General features: G+C 44.5%; 16 protein-coding genes. 6 read left to right on the top strand and 10 right to left on the bottom strand.

Features of this window, described 5'->3' with window-relative positions:
- On the top strand, nt 1-484 hold a 484-nt coding region (locus A3766_RS22490; protein WP_156509052.1), incomplete at its 5' end, for a M48 family metalloprotease.
- Between the two features lie 26 nt (nt 485-510).
- Here A3766_RS22490 and A3766_RS22485 read toward each other — a convergent pair.
- The 8 genes from A3766_RS22485 to A3766_RS22450 all read right to left on the bottom strand — a co-directional run bounded on the left by A3766_RS22485 (nt 511) and on the right by A3766_RS22450 (nt 8919).
- The gene (locus tag A3766_RS22485; protein WP_068510408.1) at nt 511-1182 is read right to left on the bottom strand and encodes a class I SAM-dependent methyltransferase; all 672 of its coding nucleotides are present in this window, start codon (nt 1180-1182) and stop codon (nt 511-513) included.
- Nucleotides 1183-1184: 2 nt separating this feature from the next.
- The gene (locus A3766_RS22480) at nt 1185-2264 is read right to left on the bottom strand and encodes a DUF2156 domain-containing protein (protein WP_068510409.1); all 1080 of its coding nucleotides are present in this window, start codon (nt 2262-2264) and stop codon (nt 1185-1187) included.
- The gene (locus A3766_RS22475; protein ID WP_068510411.1) at nt 2261-3655 is read right to left on the bottom strand and encodes an NAD(P)/FAD-dependent oxidoreductase; all 1395 of its coding nucleotides are present in this window, start codon (nt 3653-3655) and stop codon (nt 2261-2263) included. Before A3766_RS22475 ends, A3766_RS22480 begins: the two co-directional genes overlap by 4 nt.
- A gap of 26 nt (nt 3656-3681) precedes the next feature.
- Nucleotides 3682-4389 (bottom strand): hypothetical protein, encoded by a 708-nt coding sequence (locus A3766_RS22470; protein WP_068510413.1) that lies wholly within the window; start codon nt 4387-4389, stop codon nt 3682-3684.
- A 376-nt stretch (nt 4390-4765) separates the two neighbouring features.
- Nucleotides 4766-5620: an SDR family oxidoreductase gene (locus A3766_RS22465; RefSeq protein WP_068510415.1), complete on the bottom strand. Its 855-nt coding sequence runs from the start codon at nt 5618-5620 to the stop codon at nt 4766-4768.
- A gap of 52 nt (nt 5621-5672) precedes the next feature.
- On the bottom strand, nt 5673-6614 hold the full coding sequence (locus A3766_RS22460) for an alpha/beta fold hydrolase (RefSeq protein ID WP_068510422.1): 942 nt from the start codon (nt 6612-6614) through the stop codon (nt 5673-5675).
- Nucleotides 6615-6624: 10 nt separating this feature from the next.
- Complete coding sequence (locus A3766_RS22455; RefSeq protein WP_068510424.1) at nt 6625-7443, bottom strand: SDR family oxidoreductase; 819 nt, start codon at nt 7441-7443, stop codon at nt 6625-6627.
- A gap of 12 nt (nt 7444-7455) precedes the next feature.
- The gene (locus A3766_RS22450; RefSeq protein ID WP_068510427.1) at nt 7456-8919 is read right to left on the bottom strand and encodes an NAD(P)/FAD-dependent oxidoreductase; all 1464 of its coding nucleotides are present in this window, start codon (nt 8917-8919) and stop codon (nt 7456-7458) included.
- Nucleotides 8920-9185: 266 nt separating this feature from the next.
- On the opposite strand from A3766_RS22450, the gene A3766_RS22445 reads away from it, so the two are divergent.
- Complete coding sequence (locus A3766_RS22445; RefSeq protein ID WP_068515554.1) at nt 9186-9845, top strand: TetR/AcrR family transcriptional regulator; 660 nt, start codon at nt 9186-9188, stop codon at nt 9843-9845.
- A 174-nt stretch (nt 9846-10019) separates the two neighbouring features.
- Here the strand turns inward: A3766_RS22445 and A3766_RS22440 are convergent, their stop codons facing one another.
- Nucleotides 10020-10433 (bottom strand): PaaI family thioesterase, encoded by a 414-nt coding sequence (locus A3766_RS22440; protein ID WP_068515557.1) that lies wholly within the window; start codon nt 10431-10433, stop codon nt 10020-10022.
- A 108-nt stretch (nt 10434-10541) separates the two neighbouring features.
- Here A3766_RS22440 and A3766_RS22435 point away from each other — a divergent pair, with 108 nt between their 5' ends.
- Genes A3766_RS22435 through A3766_RS22420 form a run of 4 tightly spaced genes read left to right on the top strand, consistent with a single transcriptional unit; the run spans nt 10542 to nt 13508 of the window.
- The gene (locus A3766_RS22435) at nt 10542-12278 is read left to right on the top strand and encodes a proline--tRNA ligase (protein ID WP_068515560.1); all 1737 of its coding nucleotides are present in this window, start codon (nt 10542-10544) and stop codon (nt 12276-12278) included.
- Between the two features lie 18 nt (nt 12279-12296).
- A complete protein-coding gene (locus A3766_RS22430) occupies nt 12297-12896 on the top strand; it encodes a lytic transglycosylase domain-containing protein (RefSeq protein WP_197470029.1) in 600 nt (199 codons plus the stop codon).
- 32 nt (nt 12897-12928) lie between these two features.
- The gene (locus A3766_RS22425; RefSeq protein WP_068515563.1) at nt 12929-13147 is read left to right on the top strand and encodes a DUF2835 domain-containing protein; all 219 of its coding nucleotides are present in this window, start codon (nt 12929-12931) and stop codon (nt 13145-13147) included.
- A 22-nt stretch (nt 13148-13169) separates the two neighbouring features.
- Nucleotides 13170-13508, top strand: a complete 339-nt coding sequence (locus tag A3766_RS22420; protein ID WP_068515566.1) for a hypothetical protein — start codon at nt 13170-13172, stop codon at nt 13506-13508.
- Between the two features lie 14 nt (nt 13509-13522).
- Here A3766_RS22420 and A3766_RS22415 read toward each other — a convergent pair whose 3' ends face one another.
- The gene (locus tag A3766_RS22415) at nt 13523-14908 is read right to left on the bottom strand and encodes a cbb3-type cytochrome c oxidase subunit I (RefSeq protein WP_068515568.1); all 1386 of its coding nucleotides are present in this window, start codon (nt 14906-14908) and stop codon (nt 13523-13525) included.
- Nucleotides 14909-15238 lie beyond the last annotated feature (330 nt).

Here is a 15238-nt window from a genome sequence, read left to right as displayed (position 1 = left end):
CCGTGAGGAAGTTAAGGCTGTACTTGGGCATGAAATCGGGCACGTCGCAAATGGTGATATGATTACCCTCACCCTTATCCAAGGAGTCGTAAACGCATTCGTTATGTTCTTTGCGCGAATTATCGGTAGCTTTGTTGATAGAGCAGTATTCAAAAATGAAAGCGGTCACGGCATGGGCTTTTTTATCGCCACCTTCGTCGCAGAGATGATATTAGGAGTGCTCGCTAGCACGATTGTTTTCTGGTTTAGCCGCCGTAGAGAATATCGAGCAGATATAGCGGGAGCGGAGCTAGTTAACCCCGCTGCGATGGTCAGCGCACTTGCACGCCTGCAGGCTGAATACGATAAACCAAGTGAAATGCCTTCTGAAATGGTCGCTTTTGGTATTAGTGGCGAACTGAAGAATTCATTAGGCGGTTTGTTTATGAGTCACCCTCCTCTAGACAAACGTATCGAAGCGCTTCGACAGCGTTATAGTGCTTAGGTCCTGAAGTAGCTAGTTCGAAAGCTTTATTTTCGAACTAGCTCTAAAGACCGATACCAATCAGACTGACCCGGGAGCACCTTAAACATTTGGTAGCGCTTAACGCTCAAGTTTGCTTGTTTCGCATAAAGTGTATAGTCGTAGATTTTGTGAACCGGGTTTTTCGCTATTAAATGAAATGCGAATAGTGCTGAGTAATAGTAAAGCCGCTGACATAGTCTTTGCACTAGGTTTCCACTGATCGGAGCAAAGTCCGCAACCATTAGGCTGCCACCCGGTTTAAGCTGCAAGCTTAGATGATTTAGCATTTCGATCATCAATGGGTGAGCGAAGACATTCAAAAAGTAATTCGCTACCACATAGTCATAATAGCTGTCCTTAAGGTGCTTAAATGCATCACCCAGGACAAGCACGACGCGATCGTTCAAGCTTAATCTCTCTAGCTTACATTCAATACGCTTTAGCATTTTAGGTGAAAGTTCAACGACAGTAATCTCGGCACCTTTTTGCGCAGCAAGTACCACATCTTCACCGCTTCCCGCCCCCACAAACAGTAATTTATCACCGGGCTTTATGTCACGCAGCTGCCAACGCTTACTCGCAATGATCTTACCACCACTATATAAATGCGCGGCCTTTTCGTAGAACCTAGCCGTTCTGTCATAACGACCTCTCACAAAAGAATTATCTTCAGACATCACTAAAAAACCTGTATTGCTTTTAAGGTAGCAATGGTTGCTTTAGGCAACGAGATCCCCGGAGGAATACATTGGAACCAGTGTTCACTCTGTGCTCGATATCGAGTTTTATGGTAAGCAAGTGCTTGAAACGCATATAGAAAACTTCCATAGCGATACATTAATTGTTGCAAGTAGCGTAATGAAGCAATCTCATGTGGAAAGCTCTGAAGCTCGTGCAAGGGTGCTAAGCCCAGTGACAAACGAGCAACACCTTCTTTCTGAAAAACCTTCATTGCTTCAAGGATTGTATAATCTAGAAAGCCATTCGGTTTTATCCCAGGGCAAGCGCGAATGATATTAGCTGTATAACCTATGATCTTATCATCCTGAAAATAGGGATCAAAAAACACATATCCAACGAGCTCTCCTTTTAGGTAACAGAAAAACTTCCTGACTCCCCAAGCATCTCTATACTCTGGCGGCCGAGTAATGAGCCTAAGTTCACGCTTAGTCACCGCCTTGGTTTGTCGCCAGCGCTCGGAAATATCCCGAACTCTATCTTCATTCACCTCAGACCAAGCCTGTTCTTTAACAACAAAGCCCCTACGTCCAAAGTTAGATGCCCAGCGCAGATACTTTTTCTCTTTCCCTTTGACATCAAAACTGTTGAGTGAGAGCGAATACTCAACCCCCATATCGTTACATCGATAACCCCGATCTATCAAAGCACTCGCACAATCAGCATCAACTGCCATGAAAATACTTGGTCGCTTCGTTGACGCTTCTAACGCATCTAATAAGGGGTGAAAGTCCTCATCAGCACACACCGGGCGGGTAAACGCAATATTGAATTCAGAACCAAGGAAACGCTGACGAAAATAGGAAACATAGCCCCGATGTGCAGAACCAAAATGTTGTACACCGGCTTGCAAGTTAAAATAAGAGCTGGACTGGCAGCCATAACGTTGAAGTAAGCTTTGTTTATCTTCTGTTGACAAGCTGTCTTCTTTGAATGGAAGTAAAACCCGCTCTGCAGAGCCTACCTTAGTGGCAGATGCAGCCAATGACCTTTCAGCTGTCAAATCAAGACAAGTCGTCATGAGCATTCCTCTCTCAACGTTACCTGTTTCTTTCTGCCAAACCAAAAGGCTTTTAACATCACGTCAGGCCGAAGCAGGCTAAGCGGTGAGCTCACCATATTGGCAATCGATAAGCAGCAATGTGCTAAAGGTTTTGAATGTATACAGGCCGCGAGCAATCTATCCATATAGCGATAAGATACGTTTAAATACCAAGGAATATTACGCCCTTCTGTCTCAGGCCAGCGCATATCTTCACTGATAGCTATCATCCACGCAGTAAAAAAGAATCGATTGAAACGTCGATAGGTTCTACGTGCCCACGTATTAGAGAAACCCGAGCGCGCCCCCTGCTCTAAACGCAACGCTAAAGACTTCGCAGCCATTGCAATTAGTGTAAGACCTTGTCCATATAGCGGGTTGAATGCACACATCGCATCCCCCATTACAAGCAGGCCCGAAGGATGATCTTTCATTTGATCATAGCGATGCCATACATTTTCAGTTCCTCGAAAATGTGTAATACCAGAGGCCGGCGACATATCACTCAAGGCACGATGAATATATTTGGTTGGCAATTCAGCAGCAAATTGAGTAAACCCATTAAGGTCATTACCTGGATACACAGCATTCATACCGATTAGAGTGAGCAGCCACTTATTATTCTCGACGGGCCACAAGCCTGCAGCACGAGGACTTGTTGGCGCATGAGGGGCAACCTCAATAGGTTTAACCTGCTGCCCTGGTCGAACCTCGAATAACTGACTGGCATACCCTAGCTTGGGGTTAACATGCGTCCCGCTTACCTCTGACAAGCCCTCTTTCTTGAGCCAAGTTCGCGTCCGGCTACCTCGGCCCGAGCAATCAACAACCAAGTCTGCTCGCAATGTTTTTTCAGCACTTATACTCCCTTGTTGATATCGGAGCCCTGTCACTCGCGAGTTATCATTATTCAGTATGAAGCCACTCACTTGGCAAGCGTAACGACGCTCAATGTTTTCAATACTCTCTATCCGCTCAGTCACCACTCTGTCAATTAAAGGGCGACGACATACCCTCAAATCCAAGCCAGACTCAAAACGCGGTAATTTACCTTCGCCTATAAACAAAGAAACATCTTCAGAGTAGTTAACTAAGGGAGCCCCATAACGCTCAAGCTCTGCATCAAAGCCAGGAAAAAACTCTTCGAATAATTGGCGACCTTTAAGTAATAAAAGGTGTTGATGCGCGGCTTGCGGAAGCCCCTTTCGAAATAACTCTCCCGACGTTGAAGAGAGCTCGTCCGGTGCAGCATCTTTTTCTAGAATCACCACCAAGTCAAAGTGCTCTGAAAGAACTTTTGCCGATAACATGCCTGAGATGCTTCCACCAATAACCAGCGCAGTCCCTTTATTTGCTCGCTGTGACGCCATCCGTCAATCCTTCGTATTAGGCTTAGTTATTTGTTTTTGGCAAGAATGGATAAGCCTGACTCCAGTGCGTCTTGGTACTTAGGCCTCTTAGCTTGTGCCAGCAATGCTCGAATTGTGTCGAATGAAGAATCAAGATAAGCAACATTAAACAAGTGATACAAGGTGCTCTGTACTAAGCCACCTGGCTGAGTAAAACTTTGATGTTCTATTTCTGTCTGACCATTACCCAGGCTTGTAAACTGCCAGTAGCCCGCCATTAAAGGGAAACGAACTAAACGTAAGTCTCGTGGTTCATAAGGCTTATCTACGGTGATAAAGTTAATACGGTTTCTGCGTCCCTCAATATCCGTCACCATAGAATACCGGCTTAGAGCGTCTCTATTGTAGGCACCGGTAAAGTTATAGGTTGTATAAACATAAGTATCGGGATCAGATTCTTCATACATTACTCGCTCAGAAATCAATACACTGATCGCCCACTCTTTGAAGCCTTCAACATCTTGAATGACGGCTGTAAGTGCCTCGTGAGATTCATCGACAACCACCTTAAAACGACACTGCATAATTTTGCTGACATGCTTTCGGCACTCAGAACCAATTCCACCTTCCGACCTTTCCTGCTGCCAATCAGTAAGCCATTGAGGACTTTTGGTAGATGTTTCAGCTGAGTTTTCTGTAGCCAATAAGGCACTCGAATATAAGATGCTTATTAAGCCTAGGAAGATAAAATTCATGATTTCACCCGTTTATTCTTTTGCTCTTATTTCAGTTGTGCGAACTATATATTCACACGACTATATTTTACGCAATATATTTTTCCCCGAGGAAAAGCTCATAACTTTTACGGCTTACCTCGTAAATTAGGTAGCTATAAAACCACAACAACTTTACAGTGTATAGTTAAATTTTCAATAATATGGACTGTTTCTAATTATCATTTATTAGCAGGGTTTTGAGTCAGACAAGGAGGAAGCCGATAAGTTCAATGTATACAAAAGGAACTTTCGGCTTGTAGGCTGTGACCTACCTTCATCGCTGGCACGCAACTCACAGTTTGAGTTTGATATACACCTATGAGTAGAGTTCTCTGCCAGCAATCAACACACCTAATTATGCAAACTTCTTAGCAGCCTTACTGCGCCACTTGATTGCTTTTGTGAACAGCCATTGATAACCCGTTGGGAAAAGACGCACTACGCCATCAAACGCCTTCGCATCAGCACCAATCAGCACACGCCTATCATTGCGCTTAACACCCTTAAGAATAGTCTTTGCTGCACTATCAGGCGTATGAACAAACATTTTTTCAAACTCTTTTAAGGTACTTTCCTTAGTTGCCCCAGTCACTTTCATTGAGCTTTTATCAACTCGCGCTGACTGAGCAATATTTGTTTTTATACCACCAGGATGAATACAAGTAGTGCTGACCTTTGAACCGGTAATTTCCAAGTCCTGACGAAGAGACTCGGTAAACCCTCGAACAGCGAACTTACTCGCGTTATAACCACTCATTAACGGCTGTGAAGTTAAGCCAAATATACTGGAAATATTTACCACATGACCTTCGCCCGATGCTTCAAGGTGAGGCAGAAAGGCTTTGGTGCCATAAACAACACCCCAGAAATTGATATTCATAATCCATTCGTAGTCTTCAATCGAGAGCGAATCCACCGTGCCTGACAAAGCCACTCCGGCATTATTGAAGATCAAATTTACTTTGCCATGGTCTTCGACCACCTTATCGGCCCAGGCATAGACAGCCTCTTTATCAGCTACATCGAGAGCATGGCTTGTGACTTTCACATTGAAGCCTTTAAGTAAGTTCTGCGTTTCTTTCAGACCTTTCTCATTCACATCAGAGATGGCCAGAGCACAACCTTCCTGCGCCAAGTTAACCGCCAGTGCTTGACCAATGCCCGACCCAGCACCTGTCACCGCGGCTACTTTACCGTTTAAGTTTTTCATTATTTTTCCTCTAGGTAAGCAGGCCGACAAAGTCGAGCCTGGCACGTTTAAATTAGCTATTTTTATCTAAAAACGCCTGGTAAACCTCAGCACTTTCAGCCGGAATCTCAACCATAGGCATATGTCCAATACCCGGCCAAATTTTTATAGATATATTCTTAATGCCAGCCTTCCATACATCAACGGCGCTGACATGTAGGAGCTGGTCCTGATCACCCCATAGCAATAGCACAGGCGCTTGAATTTCATTTAATACCGGCTGCAACATATGCTTGCCATGGAAGTCCTGGAAGATCTCGATTAACTCTTCTCGGCGCGCTTGGTACTTTTCTGAAACAGCCTCAAGAATAAAACTTGGAATGTAAGGTGCTTTGGCCATGGTCATCCCGTAAAAGGTATCAAACTCTTCACGACTGTGTATTTCGAAAGGATTGCGCCCTGCTGCTAGCATCTTCTCCATATCACTCTTGATGGGTGACTCAACACCTGCCGGATCAACTAAGGTCGAGCTCAGTGTTCGCTGAGGATACATACGAGCAAAGTGGCCTGCGATAAATCCGCCCATTGAATTGCCAATAACATGAACTTTATCGAGCGCTAATTTATCAAGCAAAGCGATGATACGTTCAACCTGAGCAGGTCCACCGTAATCCCAATCTTTATGGAAGCCCGTTTCACCATGACCAGCCATATCAGGAATTAGCACGTTATAGTGCTCGCTAAAAAACTGAGCAAAACGTGGCCAGACATCTTTATCGGCACTATAGCCATGCAACATAACGATAGTAGGACGCTCAGGTTTTATTTCATTTTGGTAGAGATAAATATCCATCTCGCCAATATTTACCTGAGCCTTTTCCAAGCCATATAAACCAGCCTCGAAGGGAGCAGCCCATTCATAGACCGCTTTACCCATTGGAGCCGGAGCGATGAACGTGGCACCCACAAAAACTAACAAAATGGCAGCTAAAGCCAGTAAACTTTTTTTCAACATTTCAATATCCTTATTTGTATTTATACGCTCGAAGGTCGATAACCTTCTTCATTTCTGACCAAACCATCGCGCAAACAAGCGGTAAAGGCAACAGTTTGGAAGCCAACCACACTTTAATAGCATTATTTCCATAGACAATACGAGGCTTATTTTTCTTAACTGACTTAATTAAATGTTCGGCAATATCCTCTGGTTCAGTAGTCAGAAAGTTCTGAGAAAAGTCTCGGGCATGTTCATGCCTTACGATATTGGTTCGAATCCCCCCTGGATGTAGAAGGTGTACCTGAATATCACTGGCCGATAATTCGACCATTAAAGCTTCGGTAAAACCTCGTACGGCAAATTTACTACCACAATAATCAGCATGATTGGGTGTTCCCGTCAGGCCAAAGATACTTGAGACATTCACAATCACGCCTTGGTTATTAGCCAGCATGTCAGATAGAAATGCGCGAGTACCATGAATCACACCATAGTAATTAACATCCATCACCCGCTTAAAATATGATTGCTCTGTCGCCCAAACCGGCTCACCACTGCCTTCAACCCCCGCATTATTGACAAGCATAAATGCTTGACCCAAGTGTTGTTTAACCTGATCGGCGAACTCAAACACTGCCTGCTCATCTGAGATATCAAAGGCCTGTGCAAAGACTTTTTGTGATTCTGGTAGCAACGAGATCGTCTCGCCTAAGCCTTCCTCGTCATAGTCACACAAAGCCAGATGACTACCTTGCTTAGCAAAAGCCAGCGCATAGGCGCGCCCCATACCCGAGGCAGCCCCTGTTATCACCACTACCCTGTCTTTAAAACTTGTTATTTTTTTCATCGTTTTTACTACTTAAGAGTTAAAAGAGTGATCTTGGCGTTTAAATTTCTTAGCCCAGCGTCTGAAGGTAAAACTAAACCCCGGGAACATGGCAATCACTTTTCCGCTCTTGCTCTTATACCAAGAGTTACAACCGCCACGCTGCCAAACCGTTTTGGCCATCTCGTGATGAATTAAATCGGTATATTTCTCCTCAGCATCTACATTGACTTCGATCACTTTTTTGCCACTTTGTTTAAGCGCCGAAATACTGTTCATGATGTATTTCATTTGCGACTCAATAATAAACAAAGCGGAGGTATGACCAATGCCTGTATTAGGCCCTGTGACAATAAACAAATTTGGAAAGCCTGGCGCACTCGTCCCTAAATAAGCTCTGGGGAAGTCACTCCATGCCTGAGCTAAGGTCTTACCGCCTTTACCCACCACCGGATATGAGATCACGCCATCAGTAGCATCATAACCGGTTGAGTAGACAATCAAATCCAGCTCGTGCTCGACACCGTCCTGAGTCACAATACCCTTCTCGGTGATTTCTTTTATGCCATTATTCTTATCGAATAAGGTGACATTATCTCGACAATAAGCTGGGTAAAGCGTGTCTGATAAAATTACCCGCTTACAGCCTATGGTGAAGTCGGGAGTCACTTTTCGTTGTAAGTCCGGGTCTTTGATCTGTTTGCGAATATGCTTTTCAGCTTTGTTCTTCGCCAAGACCTTCAATGCCAAATCTGAATATTTAAAGCCAATAACACGGAATTCATACCACCAGTAGATCAAGAAACGTAAAGCAAAGTAGGCCCAACTCTTACTAAGCAACTTACGTTGCCAGCCTTTAAATTTATAATCATTTCGAGGCATTACCCAATGAGGGGTACGTTGAAGCACATCAAGGTGTTCAACTTCCGGAGCGATCGCAGGGATTATTTGTGCGGCACTGGCACCACTACCTATCACTGCAACTCGCTTGCCTTTATGGTCATAGTTATGATCCCAGTTATTACTGTGAAAGGACTTACCCTTAAATGTATCTTTTCCAGGAAAATCTGGAATCACTGGTGTACTAAGTGGCCCTGAAGCATTAATAACAAATTGAGCGTGATAAGCATCTTTGCCTTCAATATCAATTTGCCAGCGCTGCTCTGCTTCCTGCCATTCAATCTTCGACACATTGGAGCCTGCCGCAATTTTCTTATCCAAAGCGTGCTTGGAAATGATGTGCTCGGTGTACTCTCTTAGCTCGTCTTGTTCAGCGAACATTTGCGACCAATTGTAAGGCTCTGAAGATATCGAATACAAAGGAGAAGGAACATCGACGGCTGCGCCTGGGTAGGTATTTTGGCTCCAGGTACCACCGACAAATTCGCGCCGCTCCAGAATCAGAAAATCCTGAATGCCACGTTTGATTAGGTTCATGGCTGCCAGCTGTCCGCCGAATCCGCTACCGATAATAATGACTTGGTAATCTTGTTTCATTTAGCACTCCAGTCGCTCACAAGACCTTGCCTTGCTCACTGAATTTTTATGTTTATTGTCTAGCGCTTGCCATCATCATAGTCGAAGATTAACGAGATATAAATTGTGACGACAAGCAACTTCAAAACATCATATATTCTGACTACAGGTGTAGTCAAATATTTTTTGACTGACGGTCACGCTTTACATCCGACTTCAAATCACGGCAGAATAGACGGCTCAACCCGGACTAAAAATCACTTCAATCAGGACGAAATAAAACGCCAATGCCCTCTGCTGAACCTTCTAAAGAAAATAAAAAGACCGAACGGACCTATGGCGGGGTATCTTTAGCTGAGCGGAAAAAACTTAGAAAACAACAATTTTTAGATGCGGGCTTAAGACTATTTGGATGTTGCGGCTTTAGAAATTCAACTGTCAGGAGCTTATGCAAAGAAGCCAAGTTAACTGATCGCTATTTTTACGAATCCTATTCAGGTCTAGAAAATTTATTACTGGCGGTCTATGAAGACTGTATGACCCTGCTCAGTAAAGAAATTGTTCAAGCCATCGTTGTGGGCTATCAAGACTCTGACCCAAAGGCTGCCATTATTGCGGGTTTAGATAAGTACTTTGAAATTCTTGAAGACCCTAATATCGCTCGAATATGCATGGTCGAATTAGAAGGCATTAGCCCAGAAGTTAATACGCTTTACTATCATTACATCAATGGCTTTGCAGAAATTTTAAGAGTAATGGCAAATAAGGCTTTTCCCGATATGACGATTGATCGTGCCCAACAGGACATCATGGCTATATCCTTAGTAGGAGCAATGCGCCAGGCAGCGACAAACTGGTTAGTGAGTGATTATAAAACGGAACGAAAAGAGCTAGTTGCCGCCACCAGTAAGTTATTTTTAGGAATCATTAAGTTGATTGAAGCGTAGCGCTCTCACACAAAAAAGACGGCAACAAAAACCTGCTGGCAGAGCCTGCCCATTGTAATTTTCGAATAAATAATCATTTCCGTAGATAGAGGGTGTCACTCCTCACTGGAACCTGCCCCGCGTTAACCCGCTAGCGAGCCATGGAAGGCTCTGTCTACAAGTTTGTATTATTCATCACACCGGAGGCAAAGAATAGCTGCCGGTCACATGCGCCACAACATCCTCAGCCCCTTCGCTTCGGATCGAAACTTCACAAAATGCTATACGCTTACCCAACTTCAATATCTTTCCTTCTGCGATCAAGTCGCGCTGTTCAGGCCGCTGAAGAAAATTAATATTCAGGTTACTGGTTACCGCCATCGCGACCTCGCCCAGGCTTCCAAGTATCGCAGCATACATCGCCGTATCACCTGCGGTCATCATAACCGGGCCCGATACCGTGCCACCCGGCCGAATACATTTATCTTGAAAAGGAATTCGAATCCGCGCGTAGCCGGGCTTGATCTCCTCGATTTTCAAGTCGATATCCTCAGCCATTGGCACCCACTCTCTTATGCGGGCTTGCACATCTGCGGCCTGTAATGTCATGTTCTACTCCAAGATTGTATTAATTATTTGATTCAGGACTATACGATCAGCACTTAGCTATTTAAAATACGCCATTATATTTTTACACTCAAAGGAAATCATTGCCTCATGCGCGCAAGTCGTTTTTTAATCGCTACTCAAAAAGAAACTCCAGCTGACGCTGAAGTCATCAGCCATCAGCTAATGCTTCGTGCAGGCTTGATTCGTAAACTCGCATCAGGTTTATACAACTGGATGCCCATGGGTTTAAGAGTGCTACGTAAAGTAGAAGCGATTGTTCGTGAGGAAATGGATAAGGCTGGCGGACAAGAACTTTCTATGCCTGTTGTTCAGCCTGCAGAACTTTGGGAAGAGTCTGGTCGCTGGCAGCAATATGGCGGTGAGTTATTGCGTATCAAAGATCGTCACCAACGAGACTTTTGCCTCGGCCCTACGCATGAAGAAGTGATCACCGACCTGGCTCGCAATGAACTGAGCAGCTATAAGCAATTACCGGCAAACTTTTATCAGATCCAGACAAAATTTAGAGACGAGCGCCGCCCGCGCTTTGGTGTGATGCGTGCCCGTGAGTTTTTAATGAAAGATGCCTACTCTTTCCATGCGACTCAGGATTCTCTGGACGAGACCTATGAACTCATGTACGACACCTACACCAATATATTTACGCGTCTTGGTCTAGACTTCCGCGCTGTGCAGGCTGACTCAGGCAGCATCGGCGGCAATGCTTCACATGAATTCCATGTGCTGGCCGATTCAGGTGAAGACGATATCGCTTTCAGCACAGAAAGTAACTATGCAGCCAATATTGAGCTGGCTGAAGCCCTCGCACCTGAAGGTGAGCTAGCAGCACCAAGCAAAGCCATGGAAGAAGTCGCTACGCCTGAACAGAAAACCATTGAAGAGGTCACTTCTTTCTTATCTGTTCCCGCTAGCTCGGTTATCAAAACCTTACTGGTTCTTGGCGAAGAAGATGAAGACGGCAATGCACCCTTGGTAGCGCTGGTATTAAGGGGCGACCACAGTTTGAACGAAATCAAAGCTGAAAAACTTGAAGGCGTCGCCTCTCCCTTAGTGTTCGCAAATGAAGAACAGGTGAAAGCCGCAACGGGAGCGAATATAGGTTCCATTGGCCCGGTCGGACTAAAAGACATCACTGTATTTGTCGATCGCACCGCTGCACTGTGTTCAGACTTCACTTGTGGCGCGAATAAAGATGGCGTTCATTTAACAGACGTCAATTGGCAAAGAGATCTTGAACTAGGTGAAGTCGTTGACCTGCGTAACGTTCTTGAAGGTGATACCAGCCCTGACGGCAAAGGTACACTCGAAATCAAACGCGGTATCGAAGTCGGTCATATCTTTAAGTTGGGCAACAAATACAGTTCCGCAATGAATGCCTCGGTATTAAACGAAAATGGCAAAGCCACCATTATGGAGATGGGCTGTTACGGCATCGGTGTATCGCGTATTGTAGCGGCAGCTATTGAACAAAATAACGATGACAATGGCATTATCTGGCCTGAATCGATAGCGCCTTTCCAAATCGCGCTCATCCCACTCAATGGTCATAAGTCTGAGCCTGTTGCCAATAAGACTGAAGAGATCTATCAGCAGCTTGTTGACCTAGGTGTTGATGTACTCATGGATGACCGAAATGAGCGTCCAGGTTCCAAGTTTGCTGACATTGAGCTGATTGGTATTCCTCACCGAGTTGTTATTAGTGACCGAGGCATCAAGGCTGGCACACTAGAATACAAAGGCAGAAATGACAGCGATAAGCAGGATGTTGCTATCGATGACATCATGGCCTTACTAGCAGATAAGCTTGGCTTCACTATTGCTTAGGGTTTGTCGATGAGAGCGATGACTCCACAAGGTCTTTATCAGCTCTTATTCGTGCTGGTTATTTCTCTGTCTTTCGCGTCTTCAGTTAGCGCTGAACAGGCCAGCTTACGCCAGGCTCCAGATGATGAGCTGCGTAAGCTCCTTATGCAAACGGTCAATGAGTCCAGTAGTTTTGTTGACCGCTTTGATGCTGAAGTTTGGCTGGTCGATATGTCCAGCCGACTTAAGCGCTACATCAAAGACCCAGAGGAACGTTTGTCGCTGTTAAAGCGCGTTCACTCTGAAGCGAAACGAGCGGGCCTGGAACCCGAGTTAGTACTATCAGTGATCCATGTTGAAAGCGCATTTAAGCGCTTTGCTATCTCCAGAGTGGGTGCACAAGGACTCATGCAAGTTATGCCTTTTTGGAAGAATGAGATTGGTCGCCCGGACGACAACCTCACGACCGTTTCAACCAACCTCCGGTATGGCTGTACAATCCTGAAGCATTACCTGAATAAAGAGAAAGGCAACCTGATCAGAGCCCTTGCGCGATACAATGGCAGTTTAGGTAAAACTAAGTACCCTTCAAAGGTCTTACGTTTTTGGCAGGACTACTGGTTCGTAAAACATGTATAAGCCAGCATAAAGAAAGAAATAGAGTTCAAACTATGCAAGAAATTATCGTCGACCTTTCCATTGATAAAGAGGAATGGCTGCGAATCTATAGGGGTGAAGCCAATATCGTCTATGCAATCAGCAGAGATGGCCGATCCATTCAGTTTCCGGCCGCTATCCTGAGTAAATATGTGACACACCACGGCATTGAAGGGAGCTTTGTTATTTCTATCAATGACGCCGGAAAGTTCCAATCTATCATTAAACTTTAGACCCTACTTGAGACAACGCGATATGACACACAACACCACGAAAGCCACGCTACAAACGCATCAGGTCATTTCGCTAAAAGAAGCTGAACTGGTTTCTCACTTGAAGGCCATGTCACTTGAAGAACTTGAGTTTCATGCTCATGAAATTATGAAAGATATGGGTTCTGAGCAATCTCCTCAAGTCATGGCTAAAGTAATGAAGTCTTTGGAGAAACCCAAAGAAGGTTATTCAAAATTTGAAACAGTCCAAAAAACACTTGAAGATGAACTGCCCAACAAAGCTTATCTCAGCGATATCTATGCGCGCCTGGCCGCTATCGTGATGAGCATTATATCTCGTCGCTTCAAAGAGTTTTTGTAAACGGCTATAGGCGGCTAGCTACCAGGTTCAAACTCTGTTCGTCGCCGCCATGCCTTGATAATCACGATCAAAAACAGCAAGCCTCCGATGGTAGAGATCAAACCACCCAAGCCCATCATTCCCATCCCTATAATTTCAGGTAAACGATCTAAACCTTGAGCTGCTCCTGCAGTCTTACGTTGCACACCATAACCACCTGACCACGCGAGACCCAATATATGCATCAACTGGCCACCACCATAAACATAAGGTTGAATTGCCGCTAGGCGAGTATCTGGGGTACCTAAACCCAGCTTAGGCATGAGCAGATAAGCAATACCCATAAAGGAAAGCGTTACTCCGACAATCGAACCATGGTAATGCGCAGGTATAACTACATTCACACCTTCGATCAAAAAGCCAATGATGCCGCCTGCCGAAAACAAAATAAACGAAGCTATCATTGCTGACTTTAATGGCTTTGAAGATGCCTCAATCCTGCCTCGTTTAATCAACAGAAACAGTTGATAAACTGCGATAATGCCAAGCGGCATACTTGCCAAGCCACCGTATTGCATTAATTTAGTAAAACCTAAACGATGCCCTAGCGAATCAATTTCGCTTGAAGCATACAGCCAAGGCACCATAAGTACAGGCAATATAACCAATGCTGACAAAGCCAAAAGTAGCCCAGGCTTATAGCTAAAACGAGCACCACATGCACTTGCAAGCCATAACCAGGCAACAAGTAAAAGCAAGGTATGCGTGAACTGTAAAGTGTGCCCACCACCCCAGAACAGTAATTCGAAATAATATTCACCACTATATTCAACTGATATGCCCAGATAACTAGCCACTAACGCAATAATACTTAATAGAGCAGGAATAGCGGCTAAATACGATGCCCAGCTCAGTACCGACTCACCACTATTAAAGCCTTGAGGTATAGTCAATAAGCGAGCTACTAATAACAGCAGAATGCCAAAACCAAAAACACATAAAGCCAGGTAGAATGCTGGGTGTTGAAGCACAGGAACATAGTTATTCATCAAAGGCTCCCCTACTCCAAAAAATGGACAAGCGACCATAATCAAGGCACCAAGCGCAGCAAAGTTCCACGCCCACTGATCCAACAAGCCACCACTAGCCGGGTTGCTGCTAGTCCAGAAAACTCCCGCCATTGATAGAAACCAAATCAATACAGAAAGGTCAACGTGCACAACCAGTGCAACATGGAAAAAGTCCACCCAGGGAATAAAGTCTTGTACGCCTGGCGTTCGAGACAAAACAAGCAGCAAAGAAAATACCCCTGCGCCTAGCAAAGAAGCGACAGCCAGCCCGAGCCATTTTTTAACAATCGTTTTCTGAGCGGCAGCAACTAGAGAAAGTTGCATTACCATAGAAGTGTTTAATGCCGTCATAATCCCTCATTATTATATTTATTGTGTCGCTCAGGATCCTATCAAATAATTGGGGTCAGTGTAAAAAAGGCCGTTATCACACCGAATCCAGTTATTTAATGGCATAAGTCGCATTTTATTCACTGTTCAAAGATTAGGCTTGCATCTCTCACTAAGAACAGTAAATAATGTGCAGCCATGGAGACTAAATAATTAGTACAAAATAAAAGTTTCCTACTATGCTTAAACAAGCATAAAAGTGTTACACGACTTAGAAAGAATCACTAACAAATATAATAAAGGGGATGAAACGTAAGCCGTGCTTCTTATAGAGCTGCTTCTGACTAAGCA

The sequence above is a fragment of the Oleiphilus sp. HI0132 genome, from assembly GCF_001635845.1.
The sequence above is the reverse complement of the archived record's forward strand: the minus strand, read 5'-3'. Positions and strand labels throughout refer to the sequence as shown.

Coding starts and splice junctions, on each gene's coding strand:
- A3766_RS22485 (WP_068510408.1), bottom strand. CDS start 1,182: ATGTCTGAAGATAATTCTTTTGTGAGAGGTCGTTATGACAGAACGGCT.
- A3766_RS22480 (WP_068510409.1), bottom strand. CDS start 2,264: ATGACGACTTGTCTTGATTTGACAGCTGAAAGGTCATTGGCTGCATCT.
- A3766_RS22475 (WP_068510411.1), bottom strand. CDS start 3,655: ATGGCGTCACAGCGAGCAAATAAAGGGACTGCGCTGGTTATTGGTGGA.
- A3766_RS22470 (WP_068510413.1), bottom strand. CDS start 4,389: ATGAATTTTATCTTCCTAGGCTTAATAAGCATCTTATATTCGAGTGCC.
- A3766_RS22465 (WP_068510415.1), bottom strand. CDS start 5,620: ATGAAAAACTTAAACGGTAAAGTAGCCGCGGTGACAGGTGCTGGGTCG.
- A3766_RS22460 (WP_068510422.1), bottom strand. CDS start 6,614: ATGTTGAAAAAAAGTTTACTGGCTTTAGCTGCCATTTTGTTAGTTTTT.
- A3766_RS22455 (WP_068510424.1), bottom strand. CDS start 7,443: ATGAAAAAAATAACAAGTTTTAAAGACAGGGTAGTGGTGATAACAGGG.
- A3766_RS22450 (WP_068510427.1), bottom strand. CDS start 8,919: ATGAAACAAGATTACCAAGTCATTATTATCGGTAGCGGATTCGGCGGA.
- A3766_RS22445 (WP_068515554.1), top strand. CDS start 9,186: ATGCCCTCTGCTGAACCTTCTAAAGAAAATAAAAAGACCGAACGGACC.
- A3766_RS22440 (WP_068515557.1), bottom strand. CDS start 10,433: ATGACATTACAGGCCGCAGATGTGCAAGCCCGCATAAGAGAGTGGGTG.
- A3766_RS22435 (WP_068515560.1), top strand. CDS start 10,542: ATGCGCGCAAGTCGTTTTTTAATCGCTACTCAAAAAGAAACTCCAGCT.
- A3766_RS22430 (WP_197470029.1), top strand. CDS start 12,297: ATGACTCCACAAGGTCTTTATCAGCTCTTATTCGTGCTGGTTATTTCT.
- A3766_RS22425 (WP_068515563.1), top strand. CDS start 12,929: ATGCAAGAAATTATCGTCGACCTTTCCATTGATAAAGAGGAATGGCTG.
- A3766_RS22420 (WP_068515566.1), top strand. CDS start 13,170: ATGACACACAACACCACGAAAGCCACGCTACAAACGCATCAGGTCATT.
- A3766_RS22415 (WP_068515568.1), bottom strand. CDS start 14,908: ATGACGGCATTAAACACTTCTATGGTAATGCAACTTTCTCTAGTTGCT.